This window comes from Hydrogenophaga sp. (assembly GCF_050250835.1).
Classification (GTDB): Bacteria; Pseudomonadota; Gammaproteobacteria; order Burkholderiales; family Burkholderiaceae_C; genus Hydrogenophaga.
This window is the reverse complement of sequence record NZ_JBFWNX010000009.1, coordinates 1-24,821: the sequence shown is the minus strand read 5'-3', so window position 1 is coordinate 24,821 and position 24,821 is coordinate 1. Positions and strand designations below refer to the sequence as shown.

The 24,821-nt window shown below is 67.9% G+C and carries 24 protein-coding genes; 7 read left to right on the top strand and 17 right to left on the bottom strand.

Features of this window, described 5'->3' with window-relative positions:
* Positions 1-43 precede the first annotated feature (43 nt).
* Positions 44-1,105: an SPOR domain-containing protein gene (locus tag AB7F11_RS12495; RefSeq protein ID WP_428291606.1), complete on the top strand. Its 1,062-nt coding sequence runs from the start codon at positions 44-46 to the stop codon at positions 1,103-1,105.
* Here AB7F11_RS12495 and AB7F11_RS12490 read toward each other — a convergent pair.
* Both AB7F11_RS12490 and AB7F11_RS12485 read right to left on the bottom strand, forming a co-directional pair.
* Positions 1,093-2,268, bottom strand: coding sequence for a DSD1 family PLP-dependent enzyme (locus AB7F11_RS12490; RefSeq protein ID WP_428300022.1), 1,176 nt, complete (start codon positions 2,266-2,268; stop codon positions 1,093-1,095). The two genes, AB7F11_RS12495 and AB7F11_RS12490, sit on opposite strands and share 13 nt — an antisense overlap.
* The gene (locus AB7F11_RS12485; RefSeq protein ID WP_428291204.1) at positions 2,252-2,899 is read right to left on the bottom strand and encodes a histidine phosphatase family protein; all 648 of its coding nucleotides are present in this window, start codon (positions 2,897-2,899) and stop codon (positions 2,252-2,254) included. The genes AB7F11_RS12490 and AB7F11_RS12485 overlap by 17 nt, the downstream gene beginning before the upstream one ends.
* A 97-nt stretch (positions 2,900-2,996) precedes the next feature.
* Here AB7F11_RS12485 and AB7F11_RS12480 point away from each other — a divergent pair, with 97 nt between their 5' ends.
* Positions 2,997-5,360, top strand: a complete 2,364-nt coding sequence (locus tag AB7F11_RS12480; protein WP_428291203.1) for a hybrid sensor histidine kinase/response regulator — start codon at positions 2,997-2,999, stop codon at positions 5,358-5,360.
* Positions 5,361-5,373: 13 nt separating this feature from the next.
* Here AB7F11_RS12480 and AB7F11_RS12475 read toward each other — a convergent pair whose 3' ends face one another.
* From AB7F11_RS12475 to AB7F11_RS12455, 5 genes are all read right to left on the bottom strand, one after another.
* A complete protein-coding gene (locus AB7F11_RS12475; protein ID WP_428291202.1) occupies positions 5,374-6,039 on the bottom strand; it encodes a DUF4136 domain-containing protein in 666 nt (221 codons plus the stop codon).
* A gap of 30 nt (positions 6,040-6,069) precedes the next feature.
* Positions 6,070-6,987 carry a tRNA 2-thiocytidine(32) synthetase TtcA gene (ttcA, locus tag AB7F11_RS12470; RefSeq protein ID WP_428291201.1) on the bottom strand — a complete coding sequence of 306 codons (918 nt, stop codon included), beginning with the start codon at positions 6,985-6,987 and terminating at the stop codon, positions 6,070-6,072.
* Between the two features lie 20 nt (positions 6,988-7,007).
* The gene (locus AB7F11_RS12465; protein ID WP_428291200.1) at positions 7,008-8,195 is read right to left on the bottom strand and encodes an AAA family ATPase; all 1,188 of its coding nucleotides are present in this window, start codon (positions 8,193-8,195) and stop codon (positions 7,008-7,010) included.
* An 88-nt stretch (positions 8,196-8,283) separates the two neighbouring features.
* The gene (locus AB7F11_RS12460) at positions 8,284-8,664 is read right to left on the bottom strand and encodes a dihydroneopterin aldolase (RefSeq protein WP_428291199.1); all 381 of its coding nucleotides are present in this window, start codon (positions 8,662-8,664) and stop codon (positions 8,284-8,286) included.
* Entirely contained in the window at positions 8,664-9,455 is a 792-nt protein-coding gene (locus AB7F11_RS12455) for an SDR family oxidoreductase (RefSeq protein WP_428291198.1), read from the bottom strand. The genes AB7F11_RS12460 and AB7F11_RS12455 overlap by 1 nt, the downstream gene beginning before the upstream one ends.
* Positions 9,456-9,483: 28 nt before the next feature.
* Between AB7F11_RS12455 and AB7F11_RS12450 the strand changes: the two genes are divergently transcribed.
* From AB7F11_RS12450 to glk, 4 genes are read left to right on the top strand one after another with little or no spacing between them, the layout of a single operon-like run.
* Positions 9,484-10,599, top strand: a complete 1,116-nt coding sequence (locus AB7F11_RS12450) for a class I SAM-dependent methyltransferase (RefSeq protein WP_428291197.1) — start codon at positions 9,484-9,486, stop codon at positions 10,597-10,599.
* Between the two features lie 10 nt (positions 10,600-10,609).
* Complete coding sequence (locus tag AB7F11_RS12445; protein ID WP_428291196.1) at positions 10,610-10,804, top strand: DUF2905 domain-containing protein; 195 nt, start codon at positions 10,610-10,612, stop codon at positions 10,802-10,804.
* A gap of 60 nt (positions 10,805-10,864) precedes the next feature.
* Positions 10,865-11,308, top strand: coding sequence for a thioredoxin TrxC (gene trxC / locus AB7F11_RS12440; protein ID WP_428291195.1), 444 nt, complete (start codon positions 10,865-10,867; stop codon positions 11,306-11,308).
* 57 nt (positions 11,309-11,365) lie between these two features.
* Positions 11,366-12,343, top strand: a complete 978-nt coding sequence (gene glk, locus AB7F11_RS12435) for a glucokinase (RefSeq protein ID WP_428291194.1) — start codon at positions 11,366-11,368, stop codon at positions 12,341-12,343.
* 7 nt (positions 12,344-12,350) lie between these two features.
* On the opposite strand, the gene AB7F11_RS12430 is transcribed toward glk, so the two are convergent.
* From AB7F11_RS12430 to AB7F11_RS12385, 10 genes are all read right to left on the bottom strand, one after another.
* A complete protein-coding gene (locus AB7F11_RS12430) occupies positions 12,351-12,776 on the bottom strand; it encodes a hypothetical protein (protein WP_428291193.1) in 426 nt (141 codons plus the stop codon).
* Positions 12,777-12,866: 90 nt separating this feature from the next.
* Positions 12,867-13,772, bottom strand: coding sequence for a mechanosensitive ion channel family protein (locus AB7F11_RS12425; RefSeq protein WP_428291192.1), 906 nt, complete (start codon positions 13,770-13,772; stop codon positions 12,867-12,869).
* A gap of 74 nt (positions 13,773-13,846) precedes the next feature.
* Positions 13,847-15,229, bottom strand: a complete 1,383-nt coding sequence (gene otsA, locus AB7F11_RS12420; RefSeq protein ID WP_428291191.1) for an alpha,alpha-trehalose-phosphate synthase (UDP-forming) — start codon at positions 15,227-15,229, stop codon at positions 13,847-13,849.
* Complete coding sequence (locus tag AB7F11_RS12415; RefSeq protein WP_428291190.1) at positions 15,230-17,062, bottom strand: glycoside hydrolase family 15 protein; 1,833 nt, start codon at positions 17,060-17,062, stop codon at positions 15,230-15,232. It lies immediately after the preceding gene.
* Positions 17,059-17,799, bottom strand: coding sequence for a trehalose-phosphatase (gene otsB / locus AB7F11_RS12410; RefSeq protein ID WP_428291189.1), 741 nt, complete (start codon positions 17,797-17,799; stop codon positions 17,059-17,061). Before otsB ends, AB7F11_RS12415 begins: the two co-directional genes overlap by 4 nt.
* Before the next feature lie 103 nt (positions 17,800-17,902).
* On the bottom strand, positions 17,903-19,183 hold the full coding sequence (locus AB7F11_RS12405) for a multifunctional CCA addition/repair protein (RefSeq protein WP_428291188.1): 1,281 nt from the start codon (positions 19,181-19,183) through the stop codon (positions 17,903-17,905).
* Positions 19,184-19,211: 28 nt separating this feature from the next.
* Positions 19,212-19,901: a glutathione S-transferase family protein gene (locus AB7F11_RS12400; protein ID WP_428291187.1), complete on the bottom strand. Its 690-nt coding sequence runs from the start codon at positions 19,899-19,901 to the stop codon at positions 19,212-19,214.
* 374 nt (positions 19,902-20,275) lie between these two features.
* A complete protein-coding gene (locus AB7F11_RS12395) occupies positions 20,276-20,617 on the bottom strand; it encodes a metal-sensitive transcriptional regulator (protein WP_428291186.1) in 342 nt (113 codons plus the stop codon).
* A 95-nt stretch (positions 20,618-20,712) separates the two neighbouring features.
* Positions 20,713-21,678, bottom strand: a complete 966-nt coding sequence (locus AB7F11_RS12390) for a complex I NDUFA9 subunit family protein (protein ID WP_428291185.1) — start codon at positions 21,676-21,678, stop codon at positions 20,713-20,715.
* The gene (locus AB7F11_RS12385) at positions 21,675-23,687 is read right to left on the bottom strand and encodes a transglycosylase SLT domain-containing protein (RefSeq protein WP_428291184.1); all 2,013 of its coding nucleotides are present in this window, start codon (positions 23,685-23,687) and stop codon (positions 21,675-21,677) included. Before AB7F11_RS12385 ends, AB7F11_RS12390 begins: the two co-directional genes overlap by 4 nt.
* 24 nt (positions 23,688-23,711) lie before the next feature.
* Here AB7F11_RS12385 and AB7F11_RS12380 point away from each other — a divergent pair, with 24 nt between their 5' ends.
* Complete coding sequence (locus AB7F11_RS12380; RefSeq protein WP_428291183.1) at positions 23,712-24,362, top strand: 5-formyltetrahydrofolate cyclo-ligase; 651 nt, start codon at positions 23,712-23,714, stop codon at positions 24,360-24,362.
* The last annotated feature ends 459 nt before the right edge of the window (positions 24,363-24,821 follow it).

Here is a 24,821-nt window from a genome sequence, read left to right as displayed (position 1 = left end):
CGGAGGCTGGCAACAACCCGCATGCCCCATGCCAGAATCGGGCATGTCCGCCCCCTCGCCGCCTGCCGCGACTGCCCCGGAGAGCGCCACCGCCGCGCTCTACCGCGCCGCCCTTGGCCCGGTGAACACCGCGCACTATCTCCAGCTGTTTGCGCGCTTTGACGAAGCCGGCCGCGCCAGCCCGGCCTGGAACTGGGCTGCCGGCCTGCTCACACTCAACTGGCTGGCGTTTCGTCAGGTCTGGCTGGCCGCGCTGGTGTATGTGGCGTGCGCCGAGGGTCTGGCCCTGCTCATCCTTGGCCTGGCGCGGCGGTTCCTGCACTGGCCGCCGGCCGTGGAGTGGGGCGTGCTGGGCGCGATGCTGGCGCTGTGCATTGCCATCCCCGGCGCCTACGGCAACGCCTGGCTCCATGCCGAGACGCGTCGGCGCATGACGCGTGCCGTGCGAGAGGCCCGCACCGTGCGTGAAGCCTGTGAGGCGCTGGAGAAGCAGGCCAGCACGCGGCAAAGACTCTGGGTCCTGGTGGCGCTGAATGCGCTGCTCGTGGGGGCGCTGGTGGGGGGCTACGTCGCTTGGACGGGTGTGCCGGTGGCCGCGACGGGCGCGCCCGCCAAGGTGCCGCCTGAGCCAGCCGCCTCAGCGGTATCGGTGCCGGTGGTGCCCGCTCCCGAGCCCACGGCTTCAGCGCCAGAAGCCGCGCCCGCGCCGGCGGACAGGCCCCAGGAAGTCGTCGTAGAACCGCCGCCGCCCGAACCTGCGCCACCCGAGGTGACACCGGTGTTGCAGGAGCCACCACCACCGGCACCACCGCCTGCCCCCATCCTGGCACCCACCCCGCCTGCGCTTTCCGGGCCTGCCGCCAGCCCGTCGGTGCCCAGGGCGTTCGCCATCAACGTGGGACTGTTCGCCGATCCCGCCAATGCAGAGAAGGCGCACGCCCGTCTGCTGCAAGAGGGCCTGCCCGCTTTCACGCAGACAGTGGAGATGCCCAAAGGGGTGCGCACCCGCGTGCGGGTCGGCCCATTTGTCTCCCGGGCCGAGGCCGAGGCGGCGGCCGAGCGCATCCGGGCGCTGGGGCTGGAGGCGCAGATCTACCAGCCGTGACCGCGCGCGTCCACCGCGATGATGCGTTCCACATGCCCGGCTGCCAGGCCGCCACGCACGCCCACCATGAAATCGTGCAGGTTGACCGTGGGGTCGCAGTGGCCTGGCACGAGCCAGATCGTCTCACCCAGGTCGGGCAGCGTTGCGCCAGGTCCGAAGGCGCGCAGCAAGCCGTGTTCGTCGCCACCGTTGGCATAGGCCAGCCCTCCTGGGAACCACACGGCTGGCAGTCCGCTGTCGATGGCGTGGCTCTTGTGGCCCGCATCGCACACCGCATGCTGTGCGCTGCGGCTCATCACCTGGCTCTTCACGAACAGCGCATGTTCGAACACCGGCGCCTGGGGGGCCGGCTCGTTCTGCGCGTAGTCGGCGTCCATGAACAGGTAGGAGCCTGCCTGCAGTTCGCCCCACACGCGGCTGGAGGCTTCGAGCACAAAGGTGCCGGTGCCCGCGCCGGTGATCAGGGGCACGGAGAAGCCGCCGGCCTGGAGGCGCTCGCGCGCGAGCGCGGCGGTCCAGGCCGCCTCGCCAATTGCCTGGGCGCGCTCGGCCGGTAGGCGCCGGTGCTGCGCAGCTCCGTGGTAGGCCTGCAGGCCGGCAAAATGAAGCACCGGATTGGCCAGGATGCTGTGTGCCAGCACCACGGAGGCTTCGCCCGGCGCGACGCCGCAGCGGCCATGACCCACGTCGATCTCGATGTAGACGTCGATGCGGTGCTCGCCGCGCACCCCGGCCTCCGCCAGGGCATCGGCCAGCCGCGCCACGCCCAGCGCGCTGTCGACCACCAGACCGAAGCGCGTCGGCAGGTCGCGCACCGCCTGCGCGAGCCGCCGCAGCTTGTGCGGTGCGATCACCTCGTTGGTGATGAGGATGTCGTGTGCACCCGCATGGGCCAGCGCCAGGGCCTCGTCGGTCTTTTGCACGCACACGCCCACCGCTCCGTGGGCCACCTGCAAGCGCGCAAGCTCGGCGCTCTTGTGCATCTTGGCGTGCGGCCGAAGGCGCAGTCCGCGTTCGGTGGCAAACGCCGCCATGCGCGCCAGGTTGCGGTCCATGGCGTCGAGGTCGATCACCAGCGAGGGGGTGTCGACCACCGCCACACCCTGGCCGATCCACTCTCGCGCGCGCTCCCAGCGCGTGGCCGTGTCAGGCGCTGTGTTCATCGAGGGTGTTTCCGGTTTCCACTTGCAGGTGTTGGGTGTCGCCCCAGCCGACCAGGCTCAGGCCCTCAGGCGACCAGAGCAGCCGGTTGATGCCGGTGTTGGGCAGTTCCCAGCTGCGCGGGGCCTGCAACTCCAGCCGCGTGGCGGCGCGGTAGAGGATGTCGAGCACGCCACCGTGCGCCACCATCAGCACCTGCTCGCCCGGATGCCGCGCGGCCAGGGCCAGCACGGTGGGGATCACACGCCGCTGGAATTGCTGCAGGGACTCGCCCCCGGCCGGCGCGAAGTCGGGCATGCGCTTGCGCCAGGCCAGGGCTTCGGTGGGCCAGCGCAGTTCCAGTTCGGCCCAGGTGTGGCCTTCGAACTGGCCGAAATGGCGTTCCCGCAGACCGGAATGGGTGACCACAGGCAGGCCTTTGGGGCGGGCCACGGCCTCGGCGGTCTCGAACGCACGGCCCAGGTCGCTGGCATAGACGGCGGCGATCGGCTCATCCTTGAGCGCGTCACCCAGGCGCCGGGCCTGCCAGCGGCCGTGCTCGTTGAGCGCGATGTCGGTGTGGCCCTGGATGCGGGTGTCGCGGTTCCAGGCGGTTTCACCGTGGCGCACGGCCAGGATGCGGGTGATCTGCAAGGGTGGCTTTCGGGGAATGGTCGGACAGCGGGCACTGTAGCGGGTCGGGCGTCGGCGGGGAACCGGTTCGGGCCGGTCTTTGCGACACAATTCGCACATGATGCCTCCGCCGCCCGATGGTGATTTTTCCACCCTTTTCAACTTCCTGCCGATCGGGGCGTATCGAAGCTCGCCCGATGGCCAGATGCTGCGGGCCAACCAGGCACTGGTGGCGCTCAATGGCTACGCCACCGAAGCCGGCCTGATCGAGGGCGTGAAGAACATCGCCGTCGAGTGGTACGTCGACCCGGCGCGCCGCCAGGAGTTCAAGCGCTTGCTCGACCGTGATGGCTTCGTGCGTGGCTTCGTTTCCGAGATCTACCGGCACAAGACTCGCGAACGCGTGTGGATCAGCGAGAACGCGCACGCCGTGCGCGATGCAGCTGGCGGTCTGCGGTATTACGAAGGCACGGTGGAGGACATCACCGATCGCATCCGAAGCCAGAAAGCCTTGCACGAGAGCGAGGAAAAACTGCGGCTGATCACCTCCCAGGTGCCGGGCATGGTGTTCTCCGTGTTCGTCAGGCCTGACGGCCAGCGTGAGTACCTGTACGTGAGCCCGGGCGTGCGCGACATCTACGGCTTCGAGCCCGAGGACCTCATGCGCGACTCCCTGCTGGCTTCGCGCTACCGCCACCCCGACGACCAGGCCATTCTGGAACAGGACATGCAGGAGATCCAGAAAGGTCCGGTGGACCTGGGTGGCGAATTCCGCATCGTCTTGCCCGATGGCCGTGTGAAGTGGGTTTACCGTCGCTCCTACGCCGTCTCCGCGGGGCCAGAGGGTACGCATCGCGTGGGTGTGCTGCTCGACATCACCGCGCGCAAGGAAGCCGAGGCGGCGCTGCATGCCAACGAGGCCCTCTGGAAGCTTGCGCTGGAGAGCGCGGGCGATGGCGTGTGGGACTGGGACCTCCTCAGCGGCGAGGAGTTTTTCTCTTCCGGCATCAAGCGCATGTTTGGCTATGAGGACTCGGATATCGCCAATCTCTCCGCCGAGTTCGACAGCCGCACGCATCCGGACGACGTGACCCAGATGCAGGCCGACCGCCAGGCGCATTTCGAGGGCCGCATGCCGGTCTACCGCAACGAGCATCGCATCCGGTGCAAGGACGGCAGCTGGAAATGGGTGCTCTCGCGCGGCATGGTGATCTCGCGCGACGAGGACGGGCGGCCGCTGCGCATGGTCGGCACGCACACAGACATCACCGAACACAAGCTGGCCGAGGCCCAGCAGCGGGCACTGGAGGCGCAATTGCGAGAGTCGCAGAAGATGGAGGCCATCGGCACGCTGGCCGGCGGCGTCGCGCACGATTTCAACAACCTGCTCGCGGCCATCCTGGGCAACCTGGTGCTCGCGCGCGAGGACGTGGGTGAGGGGCATCCAGCCCAGGAGAGCCTCACCGAAATCAACCGCGCGGCCATCCGCGCGCGTCAGCTGGTGCAGCAGATCCTCACCTTCAGCCGGCGCCAGACGCAGGAAATGGTGCGCCAGCCCTTGACGCCGCTGGTGGAGGAGGCGCTGGGTCTGATGCGTTCACTCCTGCCTGCCGGCATCAAGCTCGCGGCGCGCCTGCCCGGTCGCAGCTTGCCCGTGCTGGCCGATGCGACCCAGATGCAGCAGGTGCTGATGAACCTGTGCACCAACGCCTGGCAGGCCATGGACGGTCAGTCGGGCGACATCACCGTGGCCTTGCGCGAGGTGAGTCTGGACGCCTCGAAAGCCCTGCAGCTCGGTGGCATACCCAGCGGTGCCTACGCCTGCTTGAGCGTGGCCGACAACGGGCCCGGCATGGACGAGGACACCCAGCGCCGCATTTTTGAACCCTTCTTCACCACCAAGGCACCCGGCGCCGGCACCGGACTGGGGCTGGCGGTGGTGCACGGTATCGTCAAGGCGCACCGGGGTGCCATTCAGATCCAGAGTCGTCCGGGTGAGGGCGCTCGGTTCGACGTCTACCTGCCGCTGGCTTCCGAAGCCGCGCCAGGCGACGAGGCGCCGGTGCAGAAGTTGCCCGACAGCCGCGCCGAAGTCGCCGCTGCGGGCAAGCATGTGATCTACATCGACGACTACGAGGCGCTGGTGTTTCTGGTGGGCCGCCTGCTGCGCAAGCAAGGCTACCGGGCCACCACCTTCGAATCGGGCGAAGCGGCGCTGGAATGGCTGCGCGCCCATCCCCAGGAGCCGGTGGATCTGGTGGTGACCGACCAGAACATGCCTGGAATGTCGGGTGTGGAAGTGGCCCGTCTGATGCTGCGCCTGCGCCCGGCGCTGCGTGTGGCCATCGTTTCAGGCCATGTGAACGACAAGCTGCTGGCCGAGGCTGCGGAGGCCGGCGTGCGCGAGGTGCTGGGAAAGCAGGACAGCATGGACGCCCTGGGCGAGGCGATCGGCAACCTGCTCGAACAACCCGCCGCCTGAACCTGCCGATGGCTCAGCGCGGGACTTCGATGTCGACCTGACGCAAGCCTTCGGGCGGCGAGGGGAAGCCGCGAAGCGCGGCGTCGAGCATGGCCGACCAGAGCGCATTCGAGCTGTGCCAGCGGCCATCGTGCGCGCCGCGGGTTTCGTACACCACCTGCCCGGTGGCCGCATGCCGCACCACGATGGAGACCTGGCGCTGGTAATACGGCGTTTCCACGCGCATGAACATCGCGGGTGGACCGAAAATCACCTGCCCGGTGCCGGTCACGTAGTAGTCACGGCCCGGAAAACCAAAACCTGGGCCGAAGCCGCGCCAACCGTCGTAGGGATCTTCCCAGGGAGCGCGTGGCAGGCGAAGCGTGGCGGCATTGACCTGCACCGTCCAGGGGGCGGCGGTGCCCTCGGCAGCGCGCGTCCAGCCGAACTTGGCCAGCGCCAGTGCCGTCAGGTTCTCGATCTCGGTCTGCCCGGCAGCTCCCGGTCCCTGGCGCTGGGAAGGCAGGCGGTCGAAGCGGTAGATCTGCGGTGCCTGTGGCACGGCCGCGCTGGGGGGCGCGCCCGTGCGTTCCCCCCAGCGCGCATAGCTCTGCACCTGGTTGTCCACCAGGAACACGCTGGCACAACCGCTGAGGGCGAGCAGCGCCAGGCCGGAAATCAAGGTTCGAATCCAGGTCATGCAGTCGTCCCACCCGCCCGCTCGGCGAAATCAGTTCGTCGTTGAAATGGTTATGACCGCGCGTTCCGTCCCGGCGTTCCCGACATTTACAAAGCGTTCCACCGTCGCGGCAGGGTTTGCCACGGCTTCTTCGTCGAAAGCCTTGTCGCCGTTTTCATCGGGTTCGCCCGTGGCTTCCAGCCGGGCGAAGGGGTGCAGGGTGCGGTCCATCAGGTGGCTGGGCACCACGTTCTGAAGCGCGGTGAACATGTTCTCGACCCGACCGGGGAATTTTTTCTCCCAATCCTGCAGCATCAGGCTCACCTGCTTGCGCTGCAGATTGTCCTGGCTGCCGCACAGGGTGCAGGGAATGATGGGGAACTGCCGAATCTCGGCCCACCGGGCGAGGTCCTTCTCGGCCACATAGGCCATGGGGCGGATCACCACATGCTGCCCGTCGTCGCTCACCAGTTTGGGCGGCATGCCCTTGAGCCTGGCGCCGAAAAACATGTTGAGCAGCAAGGTCTGCAGGATGTCGTCGCGGTGGTGGCCTAGCGCAATCCGGGTCGCGCCCAGTTCGCTGGCCACGCGGTACAGGATGCCCCGGCGCAAACGGCTGCACAGGCTGCACATGGTCTTGCCTTCGGGAATCACGCGCTTGACGATGGAGTACGTGTCCTGGTTCTCGATGTGGAACGGCACGCCGAGCTTCGTGAGGTACGCGGGCAGCACGTCGGCCGGAAAGCCGGGCTGTTTCTGGTCCAGGTTGACCACGATGAGTTCAAATCGAACCGGTGCGCGCGCCTGCAGTTTCTGCAGGATGTCGAGCATGCCGTAGCTGTCCTTGCCGCCCGACAGGCAGACCATCACGCGGTCGCCTTCGCCGATCATGTTGTAGTCCACGATGGCGCGCCCGACCTCGCGACACAGGCGTTTTTCAAGTTTGTGGTTTTCGAGTTCGGTGTTCATCGGATTCCTTTTTCCGGCGGCTATCGCCAGCTGTCACCGGGCATGATGCGTTGCATGAATTCGTCGAACATGGGCACGGTGAATGCCGTATCGCCATGTGTCGGACTCCAGACCATGCCCTTGGTGATCAGCGAGCTTCGGGTCGGTGCAAGCGACGAGACCTTTTCGTCCAGGCAGTTGGCGATGTCGCCGGATCGGTGCGGGCCCGGGCCCAGCGATGCCATGGCTCGCAGGTACTTTTTTTCCTTCGGCGTGCAGCGGTCAAAGCGCACGCGGAAAAATCCCTCATCCAGCGCAGCCACCGCCGTGACGCTGGCCTTGCGGACCACATCGACCCCGATCGGGCTGCTTTCTGCAGCCAGCCAGGTGTGGCTGCCCCAGGCCTGCAAAAAATAGGCATAGCCCTGGCTCAGGCGCAGGATTTCCTTGATCGCCGGCGGCGTGATCTCCACGCCTTCGTCGTGCAACGGCTTTTCAATCGCCTGCGTGGCGGCATCGCTGGGCAGCGCGCCGATTTCGGGGAAATCAAACAGGCGCTCGGCGTACGATTTGGCGTTGCCCAGCTGGCCGCGCAATTGCGGCAGGCCAGCGCCCACCAGCACCACCGGCAACTGGCGCTGGGCGGTGCGGTGCAGGGAGGTGATCAGCGCGGCCAGTTGCGCTTCTTCCACGTACTGCAGCTCGTCGATGAAGATCGCCAGCGCGGTGCCCGCCGCCTTCGCCGCCAGGCCGACCTGTTCCATCAGGGCCTGCAGGTCGTGCTCCAGGTCACCGTTGTCTGCCAGACCCGGCTCGGCTTCGTAGTCGATGCCGACCTCGATGTCGTTGTAGGTCACCTTCAGGCGGCTGGCGAAGCCGGCCAGTGCGCGCAAACCGCGTATGGCAAACGCCTTGGCAGCCTCAGTCTGGCTCAGCCTGAGCAGGGCCTGCCGCAATTGGGGCGCCAGCAATGCGGGCAGCGACCGGCCTTCCGGTGCTTCCAGCCGCACGGTATGAATGCCGGCGGCCTCCGCGTCGTCGCGCACGCGGTCGAGCAACACGGTCTTGCCCACGCCGCGCAGCCCGACCAGCATGGCGCTCTTGGCGGGGCGCCCGATGCGCGCGCGCTCCAGTGCGATGCGCAGCGATTCGCGCAGCGCATCGCGCCCTGCCAGTTCCGGCGGCGGCGTGCCCGCGCCAGGCGCGAAGGGGTTGCGGATCGGGTTCATGCGGGCGATTCTACTGAAGTTTGACAAGTTATGAAAAATGAATAACTTGTCAAACCATGCTTGATTCAAGGCCTGGCAGGTGGAGTGCTCACCATTGCCCACTCTCCATCCGGATGGCCACTTCGCAGTCCTCGAAGATTTCCAGCTTGGCGATCTTCACCCGCACGCCGATCACGCCAGGCAATTGCATCAGCCGGCGCGTGAGCTTGCCGATCAGGCTCTCCAGCAGGTTCACGTGCTCGGCGGTGCATTCGTCAATGATGATCTGGCGCACCTTGCGGTAGTCCAGCACATGGCCGATGTCGTCGTCGTGCGGCAGCAGCGGCTGCGTGCCCTGGTTGAGTTCCGCGTCCACCTGGATGGGCTGCGGTGTGGACTTCTCGTGGTCCAGGATGCCCAGGTTGGCGTTGAAGCGCAGGCCGGTGAGCGTGAGGATCTGCGTCCCCGCTTGTTTGGCGTTCATGGACATCACATCAGGGAAAAATCGCGCTCGAAGCGCATCAGGTGCTGGCCGCCGTCCACCAGCAGCGTGGTGCCGGTGATGGAGCGGTTGTCCAGCGCAAAGACCACGGTGGCGGCCACGTCCTGCGGGGTGGACGAGCGTCCCAGTGGCGACTGGCGGTGCAGTTCGGCGAACTTCTCGTCGCTCAGCAAGTGGCTGGTGAGCGTCAGGCCAGGCGCCACACCGACCACGCGCACGCGCGGCGCAAGGGCCAGCGCCAGCATGGTGTTGGCGGCTTGCAGGGCGGCCTTGGAGAGCGTGTAGCTGAAGAAGTCAGGGTTCATGTTCCAGAGCTTCTGGTCCAGCAGGTTGACCACCGCGCCTTCGGTCTCGCGCGACTGCAGGTGCTCGTGCAGCGCCTGTGCCAGCAACACGGCGGCGCCGGTGTTGGCGCGCAGGTGCTGCTCCATGGCGGCAAAGCCAAAGCTGCTGGCGCTGTCGTGCTCGAAGGTGGAGGCGCTGTTGACCACCGCATCCAGCTGCCCGAAATGCGCCACCACGGCGGGCAGCAGGGCGCGCACGCTGGTCTCTTCGCCGAGGTCGGCATAAAAAGACCGGGCGCCGCCAACACGGCCGTTCAGGGCTTCGCAATCTGCGGCCGTCCGATTGGCCTGGTCGACCGACTGGCGGTGGTGCACCGCGACGTTCCAGCCTGCGCCCGCCAGCGCCAGCGCGATCTCGCGGCCCAGACGCTTGCCCGCGCCTGTGACGAGCACGGTGCGCGGGGTGGAGTGGATTGGGGAGGCGGTGCTGGACATGACGGACAATCCGGGGGTGCGGACCCCCATGGCAACAGAACCCGAGAGTGTAGCGAGCCCCCTCCTGGCGCGGGTGGCCGGGGCCATCGCCCAGGCGGGTGGCTGGCTGCCTTTCAACCGCTTCATGGCACTGGCCCTGTACGAACCCGGCCTCGGCTACTACGCCAATGAAGCGCCGAAGTTCGGCCATCTGCCCCAGGACGGCAGCGATTTCGTGACCGCGCCCGAGCTCACCCCGCTGTTCGGCCACGCGCTGGCCCGCCAGGTGGCGCAGGCGCTGGCGGCCACCGGCACCGAAGAGGTGTGGGAATTCGGCGCCGGCAGCGGTGCGCTGGCGCGGCAGGTGCTCGATGCGCTGGCCGTGCTCGGCCAGGCGCCCGCACGCTACACCATCGTGGATCTTTCCGGCAGCCTGCGCGAGCGCCAGCGCGCCACGCTGCAAGCGCACGCGGGCCGGGTGCACTGGGTCGACGCACTGCCCGAGCGGCTGCACGGGGTGGTGCTGGGCAACGAGGTGCTCGACGCCATGCCGGTGCAATTGCTGGCGCGCCAGGGTGGCGCGTGGTTTGAACGCGGCGTCGTGCTGGACGGCGCCGGCCAGCTCGCCTGGGCCGACCGACCTACCGAACTGCGCCCGCCACTGGGGGTGACTGGCGAGCACGACTACCTCACCGAAATCCATCCCCAGGCCGAGGCATTCGTGCGGACCCTGGCCGATCGCCTGGAACGCGGCGCCGCCTTCCTGCTTGACTACGGCTTTCCCGAGGCCGAGTACTACCACCCGCAGCGCACCATGGGCACGTTGATCTGCCACCGAGGCCACCGCAGCGACAGCGAGCCCCTGGCCGATGTGGGTATGAAGGACATCACCGCCCATGTGAACTTCACCGGCGTGGCCCTGGCCGCACAGGAAGCGGGGCTGGACGTGATCGGCTACACCAGCCAGGGCCGCTTTCTGCTGAACTGCGGCCTGCTGGACTTGGCAGCGCGCGCCGACGTGCGCCAGAACGTCATGATGCAGAAGCTGCTCAACGAGCACGAGATGGGCGAGCTCTTCAAGGTACTGGCGCTGGCACCCTCCGGCGGTGCGGCGGACTGGGTGCCGCTGGGTTTCTCGGCGGGCGACCGCACCCATCGACTGTGAAGGTCTGAGCATGATCCGCTGGATGATCGTCATCTTCCTGGCCCTGCTGCTGATCAGCTGGTTCACGCCGCTGCTGCACAAGCTGGGCTTTGGCAAGCTGCCCGGCGACTTCCGCTTCAAGGCCTTCGGCCGCGAGTGGTTCCTGCCCTTCACCACCACCATCCTGCTGAGTTTCGTGGCCAGCCTCATCGCCCAGGTGATCTGACCCGGCTTGAATTCCGTCGCCTGGCGACCATCTGGGAGCCATACCCTCACGGAGCCACTCATGTCCACCGATCGCCTGCACGTCGTCTGCCCCCACTGCCACACCACCAACCGAGTGGCCCGGGAGGCGCTGACCCAGGCGCCCGATTGCGGGAAGTGCCATCGCCCCCTGTTCGACGGACACCCCGTGGCGCTGGACGAGGCGGCATTCGACAAGCATGTGGCCCGTTCCGACGTGCCGGTGCTGGTCGATTTCTGGGCACCCTGGTGCGGCCCCTGCCGGGCCATGGCGCCTCAGTTCGAAGCCGCAGCCCAACAACTCGAACCGGCCATCCGCCTGGCCAAGGTCAACACCGAGGAAGCCCAGGCGCTGGGCGCGCGGCTGCAGATTCGCAGCATTCCCACGTTGGCGTTGTTCGTCGGTGGGCGCGAGGTCGCACGCCAGGCTGGCGCCATGGGCGCGGCCGATATCGTGCGCTGGGTGCGATCGCATCGGGGCGCCTGACGCGCGAGCGCTCGACGCGGTATGGTGTGGCCTTCAACAGCCAGACCCTCCGCATCCATGTCTTCGAGTCCCCTTTCTGGCCGCTTGCTGGCCGACGTGGGCGGCACCCATGCCCGCTTCGCCTGGCAGGCGGGCGCCGGCGCACCCATCGAGCGGGTCCGGGTGCTGCCCGTGGCCGAGCACCCCAGCCTGCAGCACGCCCTTCGTGCCTACCTCGACGGGCTGGGCACGTTGCGGCCCCAGGTGGCGGCCATCGCCATGGCCAACCCGGTCACGGGCGACGCGGTGCGCATGACCAACCACGACTGGTCGTTTTCCCAGGCCGCACTGAAGGCCGAATTCGGCTTGCGCACGCTGCGTGTGATCAACGATTTCACCGCCCTGGCCCTGGCCCTGCCGCACCTGCCGGCCGAAGCGTTGCGCCAGGTGGGCGGCGGCCCCCCGCAGTCGGGCGCGGCCATTGGCCTGCTGGGCGCGGGCACCGGCCTGGGCGTCTCCGGCCTGCTGCCCGACGGTCGTGGCGGCTGGGTGCCGCTCCAGGGCGAGGGGGGGCACGTCACCCTGCCGGCGGCCACGCCCCGCGAGCGCCTGGTCATGGAAGGCTTCCAGCGCCGGCATGGCCATGCCTCGGCCGAGCGCGTGCTCAGCGGGCCGGGGCTGTTCGACACCTTCATGCTCCTGTGCGAGGCCGACGGCGCCAGCCCCGCCGGACTGGACCGCGCTGCTGCGGTGAGTGAAGCCGCGCGTGCAGGCCGACACCCGCAGGCCGAAGAAGCCCTGCACCTGTTCAGTGCGCTCCTGGGGGCGGTGGCTGGCGATCTGGCGCTCACGCTGGGTGCGCGTGGCGGGGTGTACATCGGTGGTGGCATCGTCCCCCGCCTGGGCACCTGGTTCGACACCTCGCCTTTTCGCGAGCGGTTTGAAGCGAAGGGGCGTTTTCACGCCTACCTGGCCGCCATTCCCGTGTGGGTGATTGCCTCGGAACAGCCGCCCGCCCTGGTCGGTGCGGCGTGCGCGCTGGACACCCTGGGCTGAGCCGCGCTCAGGCGCCGCTGTCGTCGTCGTCGTCGAGCTTCCAGTTGAAGCCGCATCGCTTGCAGCACACCGGCACCCAGCCGGCATTTGGGCGGTGCTGGGCCTCGATCAGCTGGAGCTGGCCGTAGGACTTGCATTGCGGGCAATTGGCCTGGTTGGCCATTTCCTCGGCGTGCATGAGCAGGTAGAGGTAACGCCGCAAGGCCCAGAGCGCTATGGCGCCGCAGAGCACCACGAAGCCGACATTCATGAACCGTTCGCCGGAAGTGGCGCCGCCGATGGCCTCCAGGCTGGCCAGCAACGCCACCACCGAGAGCAGGGCCAGAAGCATGTGGGCATGGCTGGAGAGCAGCTCACGCTCGTACCACTTGCGAAAGCCCACCCGCCGGATGCCGTCCGCCAGCGAGCGGTTGAGGGGATTTCGGGCGGCCATGGTGGTGGGATGGGTTGGCCGCATGGTGGCACACGCGGCCGTGTCCCACCAGCGCTCAGGGCCGATATCCCACGGCCACCGTGGGATTCCTCAGGTCTCGGCCATCTGGCGCAGCGCGAAGGCGGGCGCCTTGCCGTCGCGGTCCTGGCCTGCGTACACCGTGAGGTGAGGGAAGGGGATCTCGATGCCCTTGGCGTCGAACGCCGCCTTGAGCCGGCGCAAATACTCACGCTTGACGCCCCATTGCTCCAGCGGCAGCGTGCGGAAGCGGCAGCGGATCACCACGGCAGAGTCTCCCCAGCTGTCAACGCCAGCGATCTCGAGGTCGGCCAGGATCTTGCCCAGGTAGTCCGGTTGTTCCCGCATCTGGGCGGCCACGTCGCGCATCACCTGCATCACCTCGTCCACGTTTTCGCGGTAGGCCACGCCAATGTCCATCACCGCGTTGCTGAAGCCGCGGGACATGTTGATCACGGTGCTGATGGTGCCGTTGGGCACGTAGTGAACGTTGCCGTCGTAGTCGCGAAGCTGCACGTAGCGCAGGGTGACTTCTTCGACCGATCCCGCGTGGTCACCGATCCTGATCACGTCGCCCTGGCGGATCTGGTTCTCCAGCAGCAGGAAGAAGCCGGTGAAGTAGTCCTTGACCAGGCTCTGTGCGCCAAAACCCACCGCCAGGCCCACCACACCGGCCGCACCCAGGATCGGGGCCACCGAGACGCCGAGCTCGGCCAGCACCAGCATGCCGGCCACCAGGCTCACCACCACGGCCACCAGGTAGCGAAACACGCGGCCCAGCGTCTGCGCGCGCTTGACGGCCTCGCGGTCGTCCATGCGGTTGGCGATGCGCTCGCGCAGGGTTCGCACGGCACGCTGCAACACGATCACGAGCAACCAGGCCGCCAGGATGATCACCACGATGCGCGTGAGGCTGGCGGCGGCGCCACCCAGGCTGATCCACCAGCGGCTGGCGATGTCGATGAAGTTGTCGGTCATGGGGAAGTTCCTCCAGAGAAAGAAAAAGCAAAGCAGGCGCCGGCCTTGCGACCGGCGCCTGCGGCGAGGATGGATTACGGAGCGGGAATGGCCGCAAGTGCGGCCAGGAAACGCTCGCGCCACCAGTGCACGTCGTTCGCCCTGGTCTGCGCCAGCAGCGCCTGGTGGCGGCGCTGGCGTTCTTCCAGCGGCATCTGCAGGGCGCGCTGGATGGTCTGCGCCGTGCGCGAGGTGTCGTAAGGGTTGACCAGCAAGGCTTCGCGCATCTGCTCGGCCGCACCGGCAAAGCGCGAGAGCACCAGCACGCCAGGGTCCTCAGGGTCTTGGGCGACGATGAATTCCTTGGCCACGAGGTTCATGCCGTCGCGCAGCGGCGTGACCAGTGCCACGCTGGCCGCGCGGTACAGGCCGGGCAGGCGCTTGCGCGCCACGCTGCGGTGGATGTAGCGCACCGGCATCCAGTCGAGTTCGCCGAAGTTGCCGTTGATGGCGCCGCAAAGACTCTCGAGCTCCTGGCGCAGCGCGGCATAGGCGTCCACCGACTCGCGGCTGGGCGCGGCGATCTGGATCAGCGTGGCGCTGCCCAGGTTTTCCGGGTATTCCTGCAGCAATTGGCGAAACGCCTTGAGGCGTTGCGGCAGGCCTTTGGAATAGTCCATGCGCTCCACGCCCAGCAACAGGCGCCGGCGCGAATATTCCGTGCGCATCTGTTCGTACATGTCCCGCGATTCGCGGCCCTTGCCGAGTTCGATGAACTCGTCCACGTCGATGCCGATCGGGAAAGCCTGCACCTGCAGCGTCTTGCCGTAGGCGCGGAATTCGTGCTCGCCCAGGATGTCGGCCGGCGTTTCAGTGCCCACATAGCGAGCGAAGTGCGCCACATCGGCTTCGCTCTGGAGGCCCACCAGGTCGTAGGCGAAGAACGAGCGCATGAGCCAGTCGTGCTCGGGCACAGCGGCCAGAATCAAGGGCGGTGGCAGCGGGATGTGCAGGAAAAAGCCCATGCGCTGCTTGCAGCCCATGGCGCGCAGTTCGGCGGCCAGCGGAATGAGGTGGTAGTCGTGGACCCAGATCACATCGTCGGGCTGGAGCAGACTGGCCAGCTTGTGCGCGAACATCTGGTTCACGCGCCGGTATCCACCGATGTAGCCGGCATCGAAATCGGCCAGGTCCAGGCGGTAGTGAAACACCGGCCACAGCACACCGTTGCTGTAACCCAGGTAGTAGCTGTCGTGGTCTTCTCGGCTCAGGTCCACGGTGGCGAGCTGCACCTTGCCCGCGGCATGCAGATGGACCTCGCCTTCGCCGGGCGTGCCATCCTCCACCACCTTGCCGCTCCAGCCGAACCACAACCCGCCCGACGATTCCAGTGCCTGACCCAGTGCCACAGCGAGCCCGCCCGAGGCGGTCTTGCGCGGATCGGCAATGCGGTTGGAGACGACGACCAGTCTTCCCATCTAGATCACCGTGTCCCAGTCGGCAGAGAGGCGCACCGCCGCGTTGATGATGCCCACCATGGAATACGTCTGTGGGAAGTTGCCCCACATTTCGCCGGTGGTGGCGTGGGTGTCTTCGGAGAGCATGCCCAGCGGATTGCGTGCGGCCAGCATGGTTTCAAAAATGGCGCGGGCCTCGGCCACGCGGCCGATGCGCGCCAGCGCGTCGATGCGCCAGAAGGTGCAGATGTTGAACGCGGTCTCGGGTTTGCCGAAGTCGTCGGCCGCTTCATAGCGGCGCATGAACGGGCCGTCGCACAGGTGTTTCTCCAGCGCGTCGAGCGTTGAGATGAAGCGCGGGTCCCTGGGGTCGATGAGCCCGACCTCGGCCATCAGGAGCACGCTGGCGTCCAGGTCGCGGCCGCCAAAACTTTCTGCAAAGGCCTGGCGTTCCTCGCTCCACGACTCGTGAAGGATGCGTTCGCGCATGGCATCGGCATGCCGCCGCCAGTAGACCGTGCGTTCCGGCAGGGCCAGCGTGTGGGCGATCTTGGCCAGGCGGTCGCAGGCGGCCCAGCACATCAGCACCGAGCTGGTGTGGACGCGCGCACGCGTGCGCAGCTCCCACATTCCTGCGTCGGGCTGGTCATGGATGCGAACGGCTTGCTCGCCCACTGCCTCCAGCCGCTCGAACTCGGCCTGACCCGCCGGGTGCAGGAGGCGGCGATCGTGAAACGCCTGTGCGGCGGCGAGCACGATGTTGCCGTACACGTCGTGCTGAAAATGTTCCTGCGCCTGGTTGCCCACGCGCACCGGTCCCATGCCCCGGTAGCCCGGCAGCGTTTCGCAGATGCGCTCGGGCAACTCACGCTCCAGGCCGATGCCGTGCAACGGTTGCACATGTCCGCCGCCCGCGCCCACGACCACATTGGCCAGCCAGCGAAGGTAGTCCTCCATGGTGCCGACCTCGGCCAGGCTGTTGAGCGCGCGCACCACGAAGAAGGCATCGCGCAGCCAACAGTAGCGGTAATCCCAGTTGCGCTGCGTGCCCGGCGCCTCAGGGATGCTGGTGGTCATGGCGGCGATGATCGCGCCCGTGTCCTCGTACAGCGAAAGCTTGAGCGTGATCGCCGCGCGGATCACCGCGTCCTGCCATTCCAGGGGCAGCGCCAGGCGCTGGCTCCAGCCGCGCCAGTAGGCCAGCGTTTCCTGCTCGAAATGACGTGCCGTGTCGCCGATGCCGCCTTCCAGGGTTTCGTCCGGGCCGAGCAGGAAGTTGTGTTCGCGTGTGAGCAGGAAGGGCTCGCGCGCCAGCACATAGCTGATCGACGCGTCGGTCTGCAGGCGCAGCGTTTGCTGGTCGCCCACGTATCGGATGTGGTTGCTGCCCGAGGTGATGGTGGGCTCCTGGCGCCCCCAGTCGAAACGCGGTGTCAGGCTCACGCGGATGCGTGGCGCACCTTGCAGCGGGCGCACTCGGCGCACCAGCATGGTGGGGCGGAAGTAGCGGCCGCGCGAGAGGAAGCGCGGCGCGAAATCGGTGATGGCGATGCCCTGGCCGTGTCGATCCCAAAGCTCGGTCACCAGCACCGCCGTGTTGGGTTCATAGCGCTGGCGCGCCTCGGCCAGGTCCTCGATCTCGATCGCAAACGAGCCCTGCTGGGCGTCTTCCCCGCCCAGCAGGGCGTGGAACACTGGATCGCCGTCGAAGCGTGGCAGGCAGCTCCAGACCACTCGGCCGTGAGGGTCGATCAATGCGCTGAAGGCGCAATTGCCGACCACGCCCAGCGAAAGAGAAGCGGCGGTGGGCGGTGCAAATCCGCGTGCGACGGACGGGCTATCTTCAGGCTTCATGGCGTGGGGGTGTGGGTGTGCAGCGAGTCGGACAGCCAGGTTCGCAAAGCGTCGGGACTGGGGCAGCGGTGCAGCGCGCAGGTGGGGCCATCGCCCACCTTGATGCCTTCGCCGCCCAGGCGCTGCACCACTTCGAAGCCGGCTTCATCGGTCACATCGTCACCGGCGAACACCGGTGCGCGGCCGGCGAAAGGCGCTTCCTGCATGAAGGCCTCGATCGCCCGGCCTTTGCTCACGCGGGCGGACTTCACCTCGACCACGGCCTTGCCGCGCAGCAGCTGAAGGTCTGGATCGTTGGCAATGGCCGAGGCCATCGTGGTCACGCAAAGAGCTTCGAGCGACGGGGTCTGTCGAAAGTGCAGTGCCATGGACGTGCGCTTGTGTTCCACCAGCAAGCCGGTGTGATGCGCAGCGAGGTTGCGTGCGGCCTGCAATACCGCGGCCAGACCAAGCGGTTCGGGCTGCAGGGAACTGCCGTGAGTGGACTGGCGGACCGATCCGTGCTCGAACGCCGCCGGCCAGCGCCACGGCGAGAGCATGGGCTCGATGTCTTCGCGCGCACGTCCAGTGACCAACGCGAGTGCGCCATGCAGCCGATCGTGCAGGCGGTCCAGCAGCGGCACGAGTTCCCGGGGGACCTGCACCGAGTCGGGCCGTTGGGCCAGATCGGCAAGCGTTCCGTCGAAATCCAGAAACAGGGCCGAGCGGTCTGTCAGCAGTCTGGGGAATGTGATCATCAAGCCTCTACCGTAACAGACGCAGCGACGAGCCGAGCCGCGTGCGCATTTGACCAAGCGCAGTGGTGCGGGACTGGTTGCCGCTCTTGCTTTTTTTTCGGAGTCAGTCCGGCGAATCGAGGCCCATGCCCTGGGCCACCGCTTTCACGCGGGCTCGCTGGATGCGCTCCCCCACCCGCGGGCCGGTGAGCCCGTCTGCCTGCGCCTGTTGGGCGACCTGCGCCGTGTCCACCGATTGGGCCAGCGCCAGCGCCTGAGCCAGGCGCTGGCGCTGGGGGTAGGCGCTTTCGTCGTGCCCCAGGCGGCCCCGTGCGTCGCACTCGCAGGCCAGTAGCACGTCTTGAAACCGCCCGGGCTTTCGCATGGCGTCGCACCGCTCAAGCAGGCGCACCAGCGCGGCCGCGCCGAGTTCGCCACTGCGATGGATGTTGCCGTGTTCGCGTGCCACGACGTCGGCCAATTCACGGCACTCCACCGGCACGCGCCAGCGATCGCACACCTGCCTGAGCAGGCTGGCGCTGCGAGCTTCGTGGCCAATGTGGCGCGGTAGCACCTCCGGTGATGTCGTGCCCTTGCCCAGGTCGTGGCACAGGCAGGCGAAGCGCGTGGCCAGGTTCGCGTTCAGGCGCGCGCTCATGTCCAGCACCATCATGAGATGCACGCCGGTGTCGATCTCAGGGTGGTGTTCGGCCCGTTGGGGCACGCCCCACAGGCGAGCCACTTCGGGCAACAGACGCTGCAGTGCGCCACAGTCACGCAACACCTCGAACATGCGGCTGGGCCGCTGCTCCAGCAGCCCGCGTGAGAGCTCCTGCCACACACGCTCGGCCACCAGGTGATCGACCTCGCCGTGCTCGACCATCTGGCGCATGAGCACCTGGGTCTCGGGGGCCACGGTGAAGTCGGGGAAGCGAGCAGCGAAGCGCGCTGCGCGCAGGATGCGCACGGGGTCCTCGGCAAACGAGTCGGTGACGTGGCGCAGCAGGCGGTCGTGCAGGTCCTGCTGGCCGTGGTGCGGATCAATCACGGGGGCGTGTGCGGGCTCGTTGGCGTGCTCGGCCGCCACCGCCATGGCATTGATGGTCAGGTCGCGCCGCGCCAGGTCGTCTTCCAGCGTGACGCCGGGCGCCGCGTGAAACGCGAAGCCGTGGTAGCCCGGTGCGGTCTTGCGCTCGGTTCGCGCCAGCGCATATTCCTCGCGCGTTTGCGGGTGCAGGAAAACGGGGAAGTCACGCCCGACCGGCAGGAAGCCCTGGGCCACCATGGACTCGGGCGTGGCGCCCACCACCACCCAGTCGCGATCCACGTGTGAGCCCTGGAGCGAGCCAGCGGCCCGCGCCATCAGCGCATCGCGCACGGCGCCGCCCACGAGGTAGGTTTTCATGGGGCGAGTTTAGGGGGCTTCGCCCCTCTCATCGCCCAAGTCGATAGGGCTCGTCGAAGTCGATGAAGTCCTTCTCGGCGAGCGCGTCCTCGATCCAGGCCTGAACGCCGGGCAGCGCGGTGACGCGGGCCACATACGCCGCCAGATCGGCCGGCACGGGCAGTTCGTAGGTGTTGATGCGCATGCAGACCGGGGCGAAGTACGCATCGGCAATGGTGAATGCGCCGAACAGCAGGCTGCCCCCGGGCTGGGTCGCGAGCAGGTCGCCCCACAGTCCACAGAGCCGCGCGACGTCGGCTCGCACGTCGGCTTTGTCGCGCCAGATGAGGCGGCCCACATCGGGCAGCGAGGCCTCGATGTTCATGGGGCAGTGATTGCGCAAGGCACTGAAGCCGCTGTGCATCTCGGCGCAGACGCTGCGCGCCCGGGCACGGGCCTTCGGGTCAGCGGGCCACAACTGATGGTGGGGGAACATCTCGGCGAGGTACTCGGCGATCGCCAGCGTGTCCCAGATGGCAAAGCCGTTGTCCACCAGCACCGGCACCTTGCCCACCGGGTTGACGGCGCGCAGGTTTTTCTTGAAGGCGGAATCCGCGTCGAAGGAATCGAAGCGCACCATCACTTCCTCGAACTCGATGCCAGCCTGCTTCATCAGCACCCAGGGGCGCATGGACCAGGACGAGTAGTTCTTGTTGCCGACGTAGAGCTGCAGTGCCATGGGATTCCTCGGTTGAATCCCGGAATGTTAGGGCCTGTTCATGGCATTGATGCCAAACCAGGCCCCATTGATTCACTTCGCGGCGGAGCGTGGGGGCAACGAGAACGGGCCAGCCGCCGGGCCGCCCCAAGGCAGGCCCAGCCCCCTCGGGGGGCAGCGACCCGCGCAGCGGCGGAGCGTGGGGGCAACAAGAAAGGGCCAGCCGCCGGGCCGCCCCAAGGCAGGCCCAGCCCCCTCCGGGGGGCAGCGACCCGCGCAGCGGCGGAGCGTGGGGGCAACAAGAAAGGGCCAGCCGCCGGGCCGCCCCAAGGCAGGCCCAGCCCCCTCGGGGGGCAGCGACCCGCGCAGCGGCGGAGCGTGGGGGCAAACAGACCTCAGGCGTATTTTTCCAGGATGCGTGTGGAGCGCTCCACCTCGCGGAAGGTCTCGACTTCCGTGGCCGATTCCGAGACGGCTTCCATGACCGTGCAGGCCATCATGCGGTAGAACGCCTTGTCCATGGCTTTGCGCGCGGCCGACATCTGTTGCGCCACGTCCTCGCAAGACCGGCAACTGTCGACCATTTCGATCAGGCCACGCACCTGGCCCTCGATGCGTTTGAGGCGGTTGATCACCTCTCGCTGGTGTTCGGTGCGGACACCTGGGTTGTCCTGCATCAACCTGACGCGGGGCTGGATCGGGGTGGGCAGCGGGGAGGGTACAAGGGTGGCGGTCATGGGCTCTCCTGTCGGTTGGAAGTACTCGCTTTTGGCGAGGCGACGAAGTGTGCCAAACAAATACCTCACCCTGGGGGGTTCGTTCTCCAAATGCCTTAACGACGGGCCGAATGACGGTAAGCGAGCAACCGGCTGCGGGCGCCATGATCGCCCAGGTAGGTGGGGGCCACGGTGTGTACGCTGGCGGCAGCGATGCCCAGCGAAGCCAGGCCGGGCCACTGGTTGGTGGCCACGTTGTCCACTGTCATGGCGTCGAGGTTGTCGAGGCTCAACAGCGGCTCGCCCGGCAGCATTTCCATGACGCGCGCCTGCAGCCGCGCCAGGGCGTCGGGCAGCGGCAGCACCGCGCGCTGGCGACTGCCATGGCGCCCGGCGATGCGCACCAGATCGGCCAGCGTGAAAACCTCGGGCCCGGCACATTCGAAGGTCTGGCCTACGCTGCTCATGGGCAGGTCGGTGTCGCGCAGGCTGGCTACCACCGCCTGCGCCACATCTTCCACCCACACCGGCTGGAAGCGCGCACTGGCGCCGGCCAGCGGCACCAGTGGCAGCACCGCCTGCATGCGGGCGAACAGGTTGAGGAAGCGGTCCCCGGCGCCAAAGATCACGCTGGGACGAAGGATGGTCAGGTCCAGGCTGGCTCCGCGCAAGACCTCTTCGCCGTTCGCCTTGCTGCGCTGGTAGCGCGAAGGTGCATCCTGGCTCACCCCCAGTGCGCTGACGTGCACCATCCGCCGCAGGCCGTCCGCCGCACAGGCTTCGGCGATGGCCAGCGGCAGCTCCACATGGACCTTCTCGAAAGCCTCTTCGCTGCCGTGCAGGATCGCCACGAGATTCACCACGGCGTCTTGACCCTGCAGCAGGCTGAGCAGTTGCGCGGGATCGTGCACGTCGGCCTCGATCACCGTCACACGCGGCAGGTGTTGAACCTGTGCGGCGTTGATGGCGCGCCGCGTGGGCACGGTGATGCGCCAACCCTGGCGGTGCAGCTTCTCGCAGACGTGGCGGCCGACGAAGCCGGTACCGCCGAGGACAAGGACGTTTCCGATGGGTGTCGTCATGGCAGTTCGGTGTTGATGGCCTGTGCCGTCTGCGAGCGCGGCCCGACGGTGCCCAGGCGCGCGCGCAGCGATTGCGGCTGCCCCGTGATGATGGCGGCGTAGTGGGTGGTGTTGGCCAGCACCCGCTTGACGTAGTCGCGTGTTTCCTCGAAGGGAATGTTCTCCGCCCACACATCGCCTGGCACCGTAGGGCCGTTGCGCCAGGCGCGTGAGCGGCTGGGCCCGGCGTTGTAGGCGGCGGCCGCCATCGGCAGTGAGCCTTCGAAATCGTCCAGCGCAAACTTGAGGTAGGCCGTGCCGATCAGGATGTTGGTGTCGCGCTCGGTGATCTGACCGGGCTTGAAGTCGGTCAGGCCGATCTTGCGAGCGGTCCAGCGGGCGGTGGCGGGCATCACCTGCATCAGGCCGGAGGCGCCGACGCCCGAGCGTGCCTCGACGATGAAGCGGCTTTCCTGGCGGATCAGGCCGTACACGTAGGCAGGATCCAGTCCGATCTCTTTCGCGCGCGGGACCACCGTGTCTCGGTGCGGCATGGGGTAGCGTTGAGCGTGATCCAGCACCAGCGGCGTGCGCTCGCTGGTGTTGATGCAGCGGTCCCAGAGCTCGGCGCGGCAGGCCAGGTCGGCGGCCGCCAGCAGTTCGCGCTCGGGCATGCCGCCCGGCGTGTGCAGTCCCACCGTGTAGTTCCATTCGCGCACGCCTTCGCTGCGCAGGCCGAGCCGCATGGCGATCAGTGCACGGCGCAGGCCGGGGTTCGCTTGGGCCGCCGCGATCTCGTCGGCACTTGGCGCCTCAGGGGCGGGCGGCACGGCGATCGGAAGGCCGAGTGCCTCCATGGCGAGCAGTTCGTAGAAGCCGCGTGGGGCGGCGATGGACTCGAACAGCGCGTTGGCCTGCGAGTTCGCGGCGATCGGGTCGGGCAGCCTGAGCGCCTGTATCGCGCGTGCCTTCCAGTACACCCAGGCCGGATCGCTGCGCTGGACGTCGCTCATGGCGTTGACGGCGTCGCGCACATCGCTCCAGGCGCCCACACGCATGCCGGCGCGGGCCTTCCAGGCCAGATGCTCGTCGTGCATGAAACGGTCTTCGCCGTTGGCGAAATGGCTCAGCGCTTCGGTCTGCAGCTTTTGCGCCGCGCGCTTGCCGATCACCCCCCAGATCCAGCTTCGCTCTTCCCGGGTGAGCTGCGTTTTCCAGCGCACGTGGTCGGCCTCGACCGCCGCCGCCGTCGGGTCGCTGGCGGCCAGGCGGATGATGGCGAGCGTGACCAGTTCCTTGGTGGGTGTGCGCAGGGCCGTGATCTTGTGGTCCAGGTACTTCGCCGGATCGTTCGCGATTTGTTCCACGGTCTGTGCCCGCTCGGCATCCAGCAGGGCCACCGCCTGGCTGGCCACACGCGGGCGGTTGGCATCCATGGCCAGGCGCGCGCGCTGCCACACCGCTTCGGGCTTCAGGTGGCCGCTGGCCAGCAGGGCTTGCGCGGCGGTGGCGCAGCCGTCTTCCGCTTCGCGCTGGGCCAGCCAGTTGGCCTGCACCTGCGCAGCTGCGGCTTCGGAGGCGATGCGTCCGGCCGCTGCATCGAGCATGAGCCCATAGCACCGAACCTGGCGGTCGTCCTGCATGCGGAATTTGGGCAACTCGGTTTCGAAGTCGGTCCAGTTGCGCGCCTTGCCCAGCAGCAGCAGCCAGTCGTTGCGCAGCCGGTCTTCCCAATAGGTGCCGGCCATGCGGGCCAGCGCAGCGCGGACGTCGGTCGGGCTGGCGGATTCAAGTTGCGGCCGCATGTTCCAGTACTGGGCCAGGGGTTCGAGCGCATGGCCCCGAGCCTGGGGCAGCAAGCTGGCGAGCTGCGCCGTGTTGTTGCGCCGGAAGGCTTCGCGCATCTCCAGCAAGGCGGCATCCGCCCCGCCCGAAGCGGGCTGCGCACCAGCCACGCCGGCTTGCAGCAGCGCGCCCGCCATAATGAGCCGCCAGCTGCCTGCGATCCGCTGCTGAATTCCCTGTGTCATACCAACCCGTTTCATGCGCTGATTATGGACAACAAAGACGGTCACAGTGCCTCACGACCCCACACACCGCCCGCTGAAGGATCGGCGGCTGCGCTGAAGATCGAGTGGCGCAAGTCGCTGATCGAGAAGCGCCAGGCTCTGGCGGACCGCAACCTGCGCAACGACTTGCTGCAGCGTGTCATGCGGGTGTGGCTGATCGAGCGGCCCGATGCAGTCATTGGTGCCTATTGGCCAATCAAGGGCGAATTCGATCCGCTGCCCGCGCTGTTCCGCTGGCAGGAGGCGGGGCTGGAAGAGGACGCGCAGGGCGCGCAGCGGCATCGCCGCATCGGCCTGCCGGTGGTCAACAAGATCGACAAGACGCTGACCTTCTATACCTGGTACCCCGGCTGCCCGATGGAAGAGGACGCCTATGGCATTCCCAAACCCAAGGACACCGAAATCATCGAACCCACCTTGATCTTCGTGCCCTGTGTCGGTTATGGGCCTGGTGGTTTTCGCCTGGGCTATGGCGGCGGTTTCTACGACCGCACGCTGGCCAGCCTGCAACCCAAACCCTTCACGGTGGGCCTGGGCTACGACTTCGGCTACCTGCCGCACCTCAAACCCGAAGCGCACGACGTGCCGCTGGACGCGATCCTGAGCGACACCGGCGTGATGTGGCCGGAGAGGTAGAGCCCCCACGCTCCACCGCTGCGCGGGTCGCTGCCCCCCGAGGGGGCTGGGCCTGCCTTGGGGGCGGCCCTGCGGCTGGCCCCTGGCCCCCACGCTCCGCCGCTGCGCGGGTCGCTGCCCCCCGAGGGGGCTGGGCCTGCCTTGGGGGCGGCCTTGCGGCTGGCCCCTGGCCCCCACGCTCCACCGCTGCGCGGGTCGCTGCCCCCCGAGGGGGCTGGGCCTGCCTTGGGGGCGGCCCTGCGGCTGGCCCCTGGCCCCCACGCTCCACCGCTGCGCGGGTCGCTGCCCTCCGAGGGGGCTGGGCCTGCCTTGGGGGCGGCCCGGCGGCTGGCCCCTGGCCCCCACGCTCCGCCGCTGCGCGGGTCGCTGCCCCCCGAGGGGGCTGGGCCTGCCTTGGGGCGGCCCGGCGGCTGGCCCCTGGCCCCCACGCTCCGCCGCTGCGCGGGTCGCTGCCCCCCG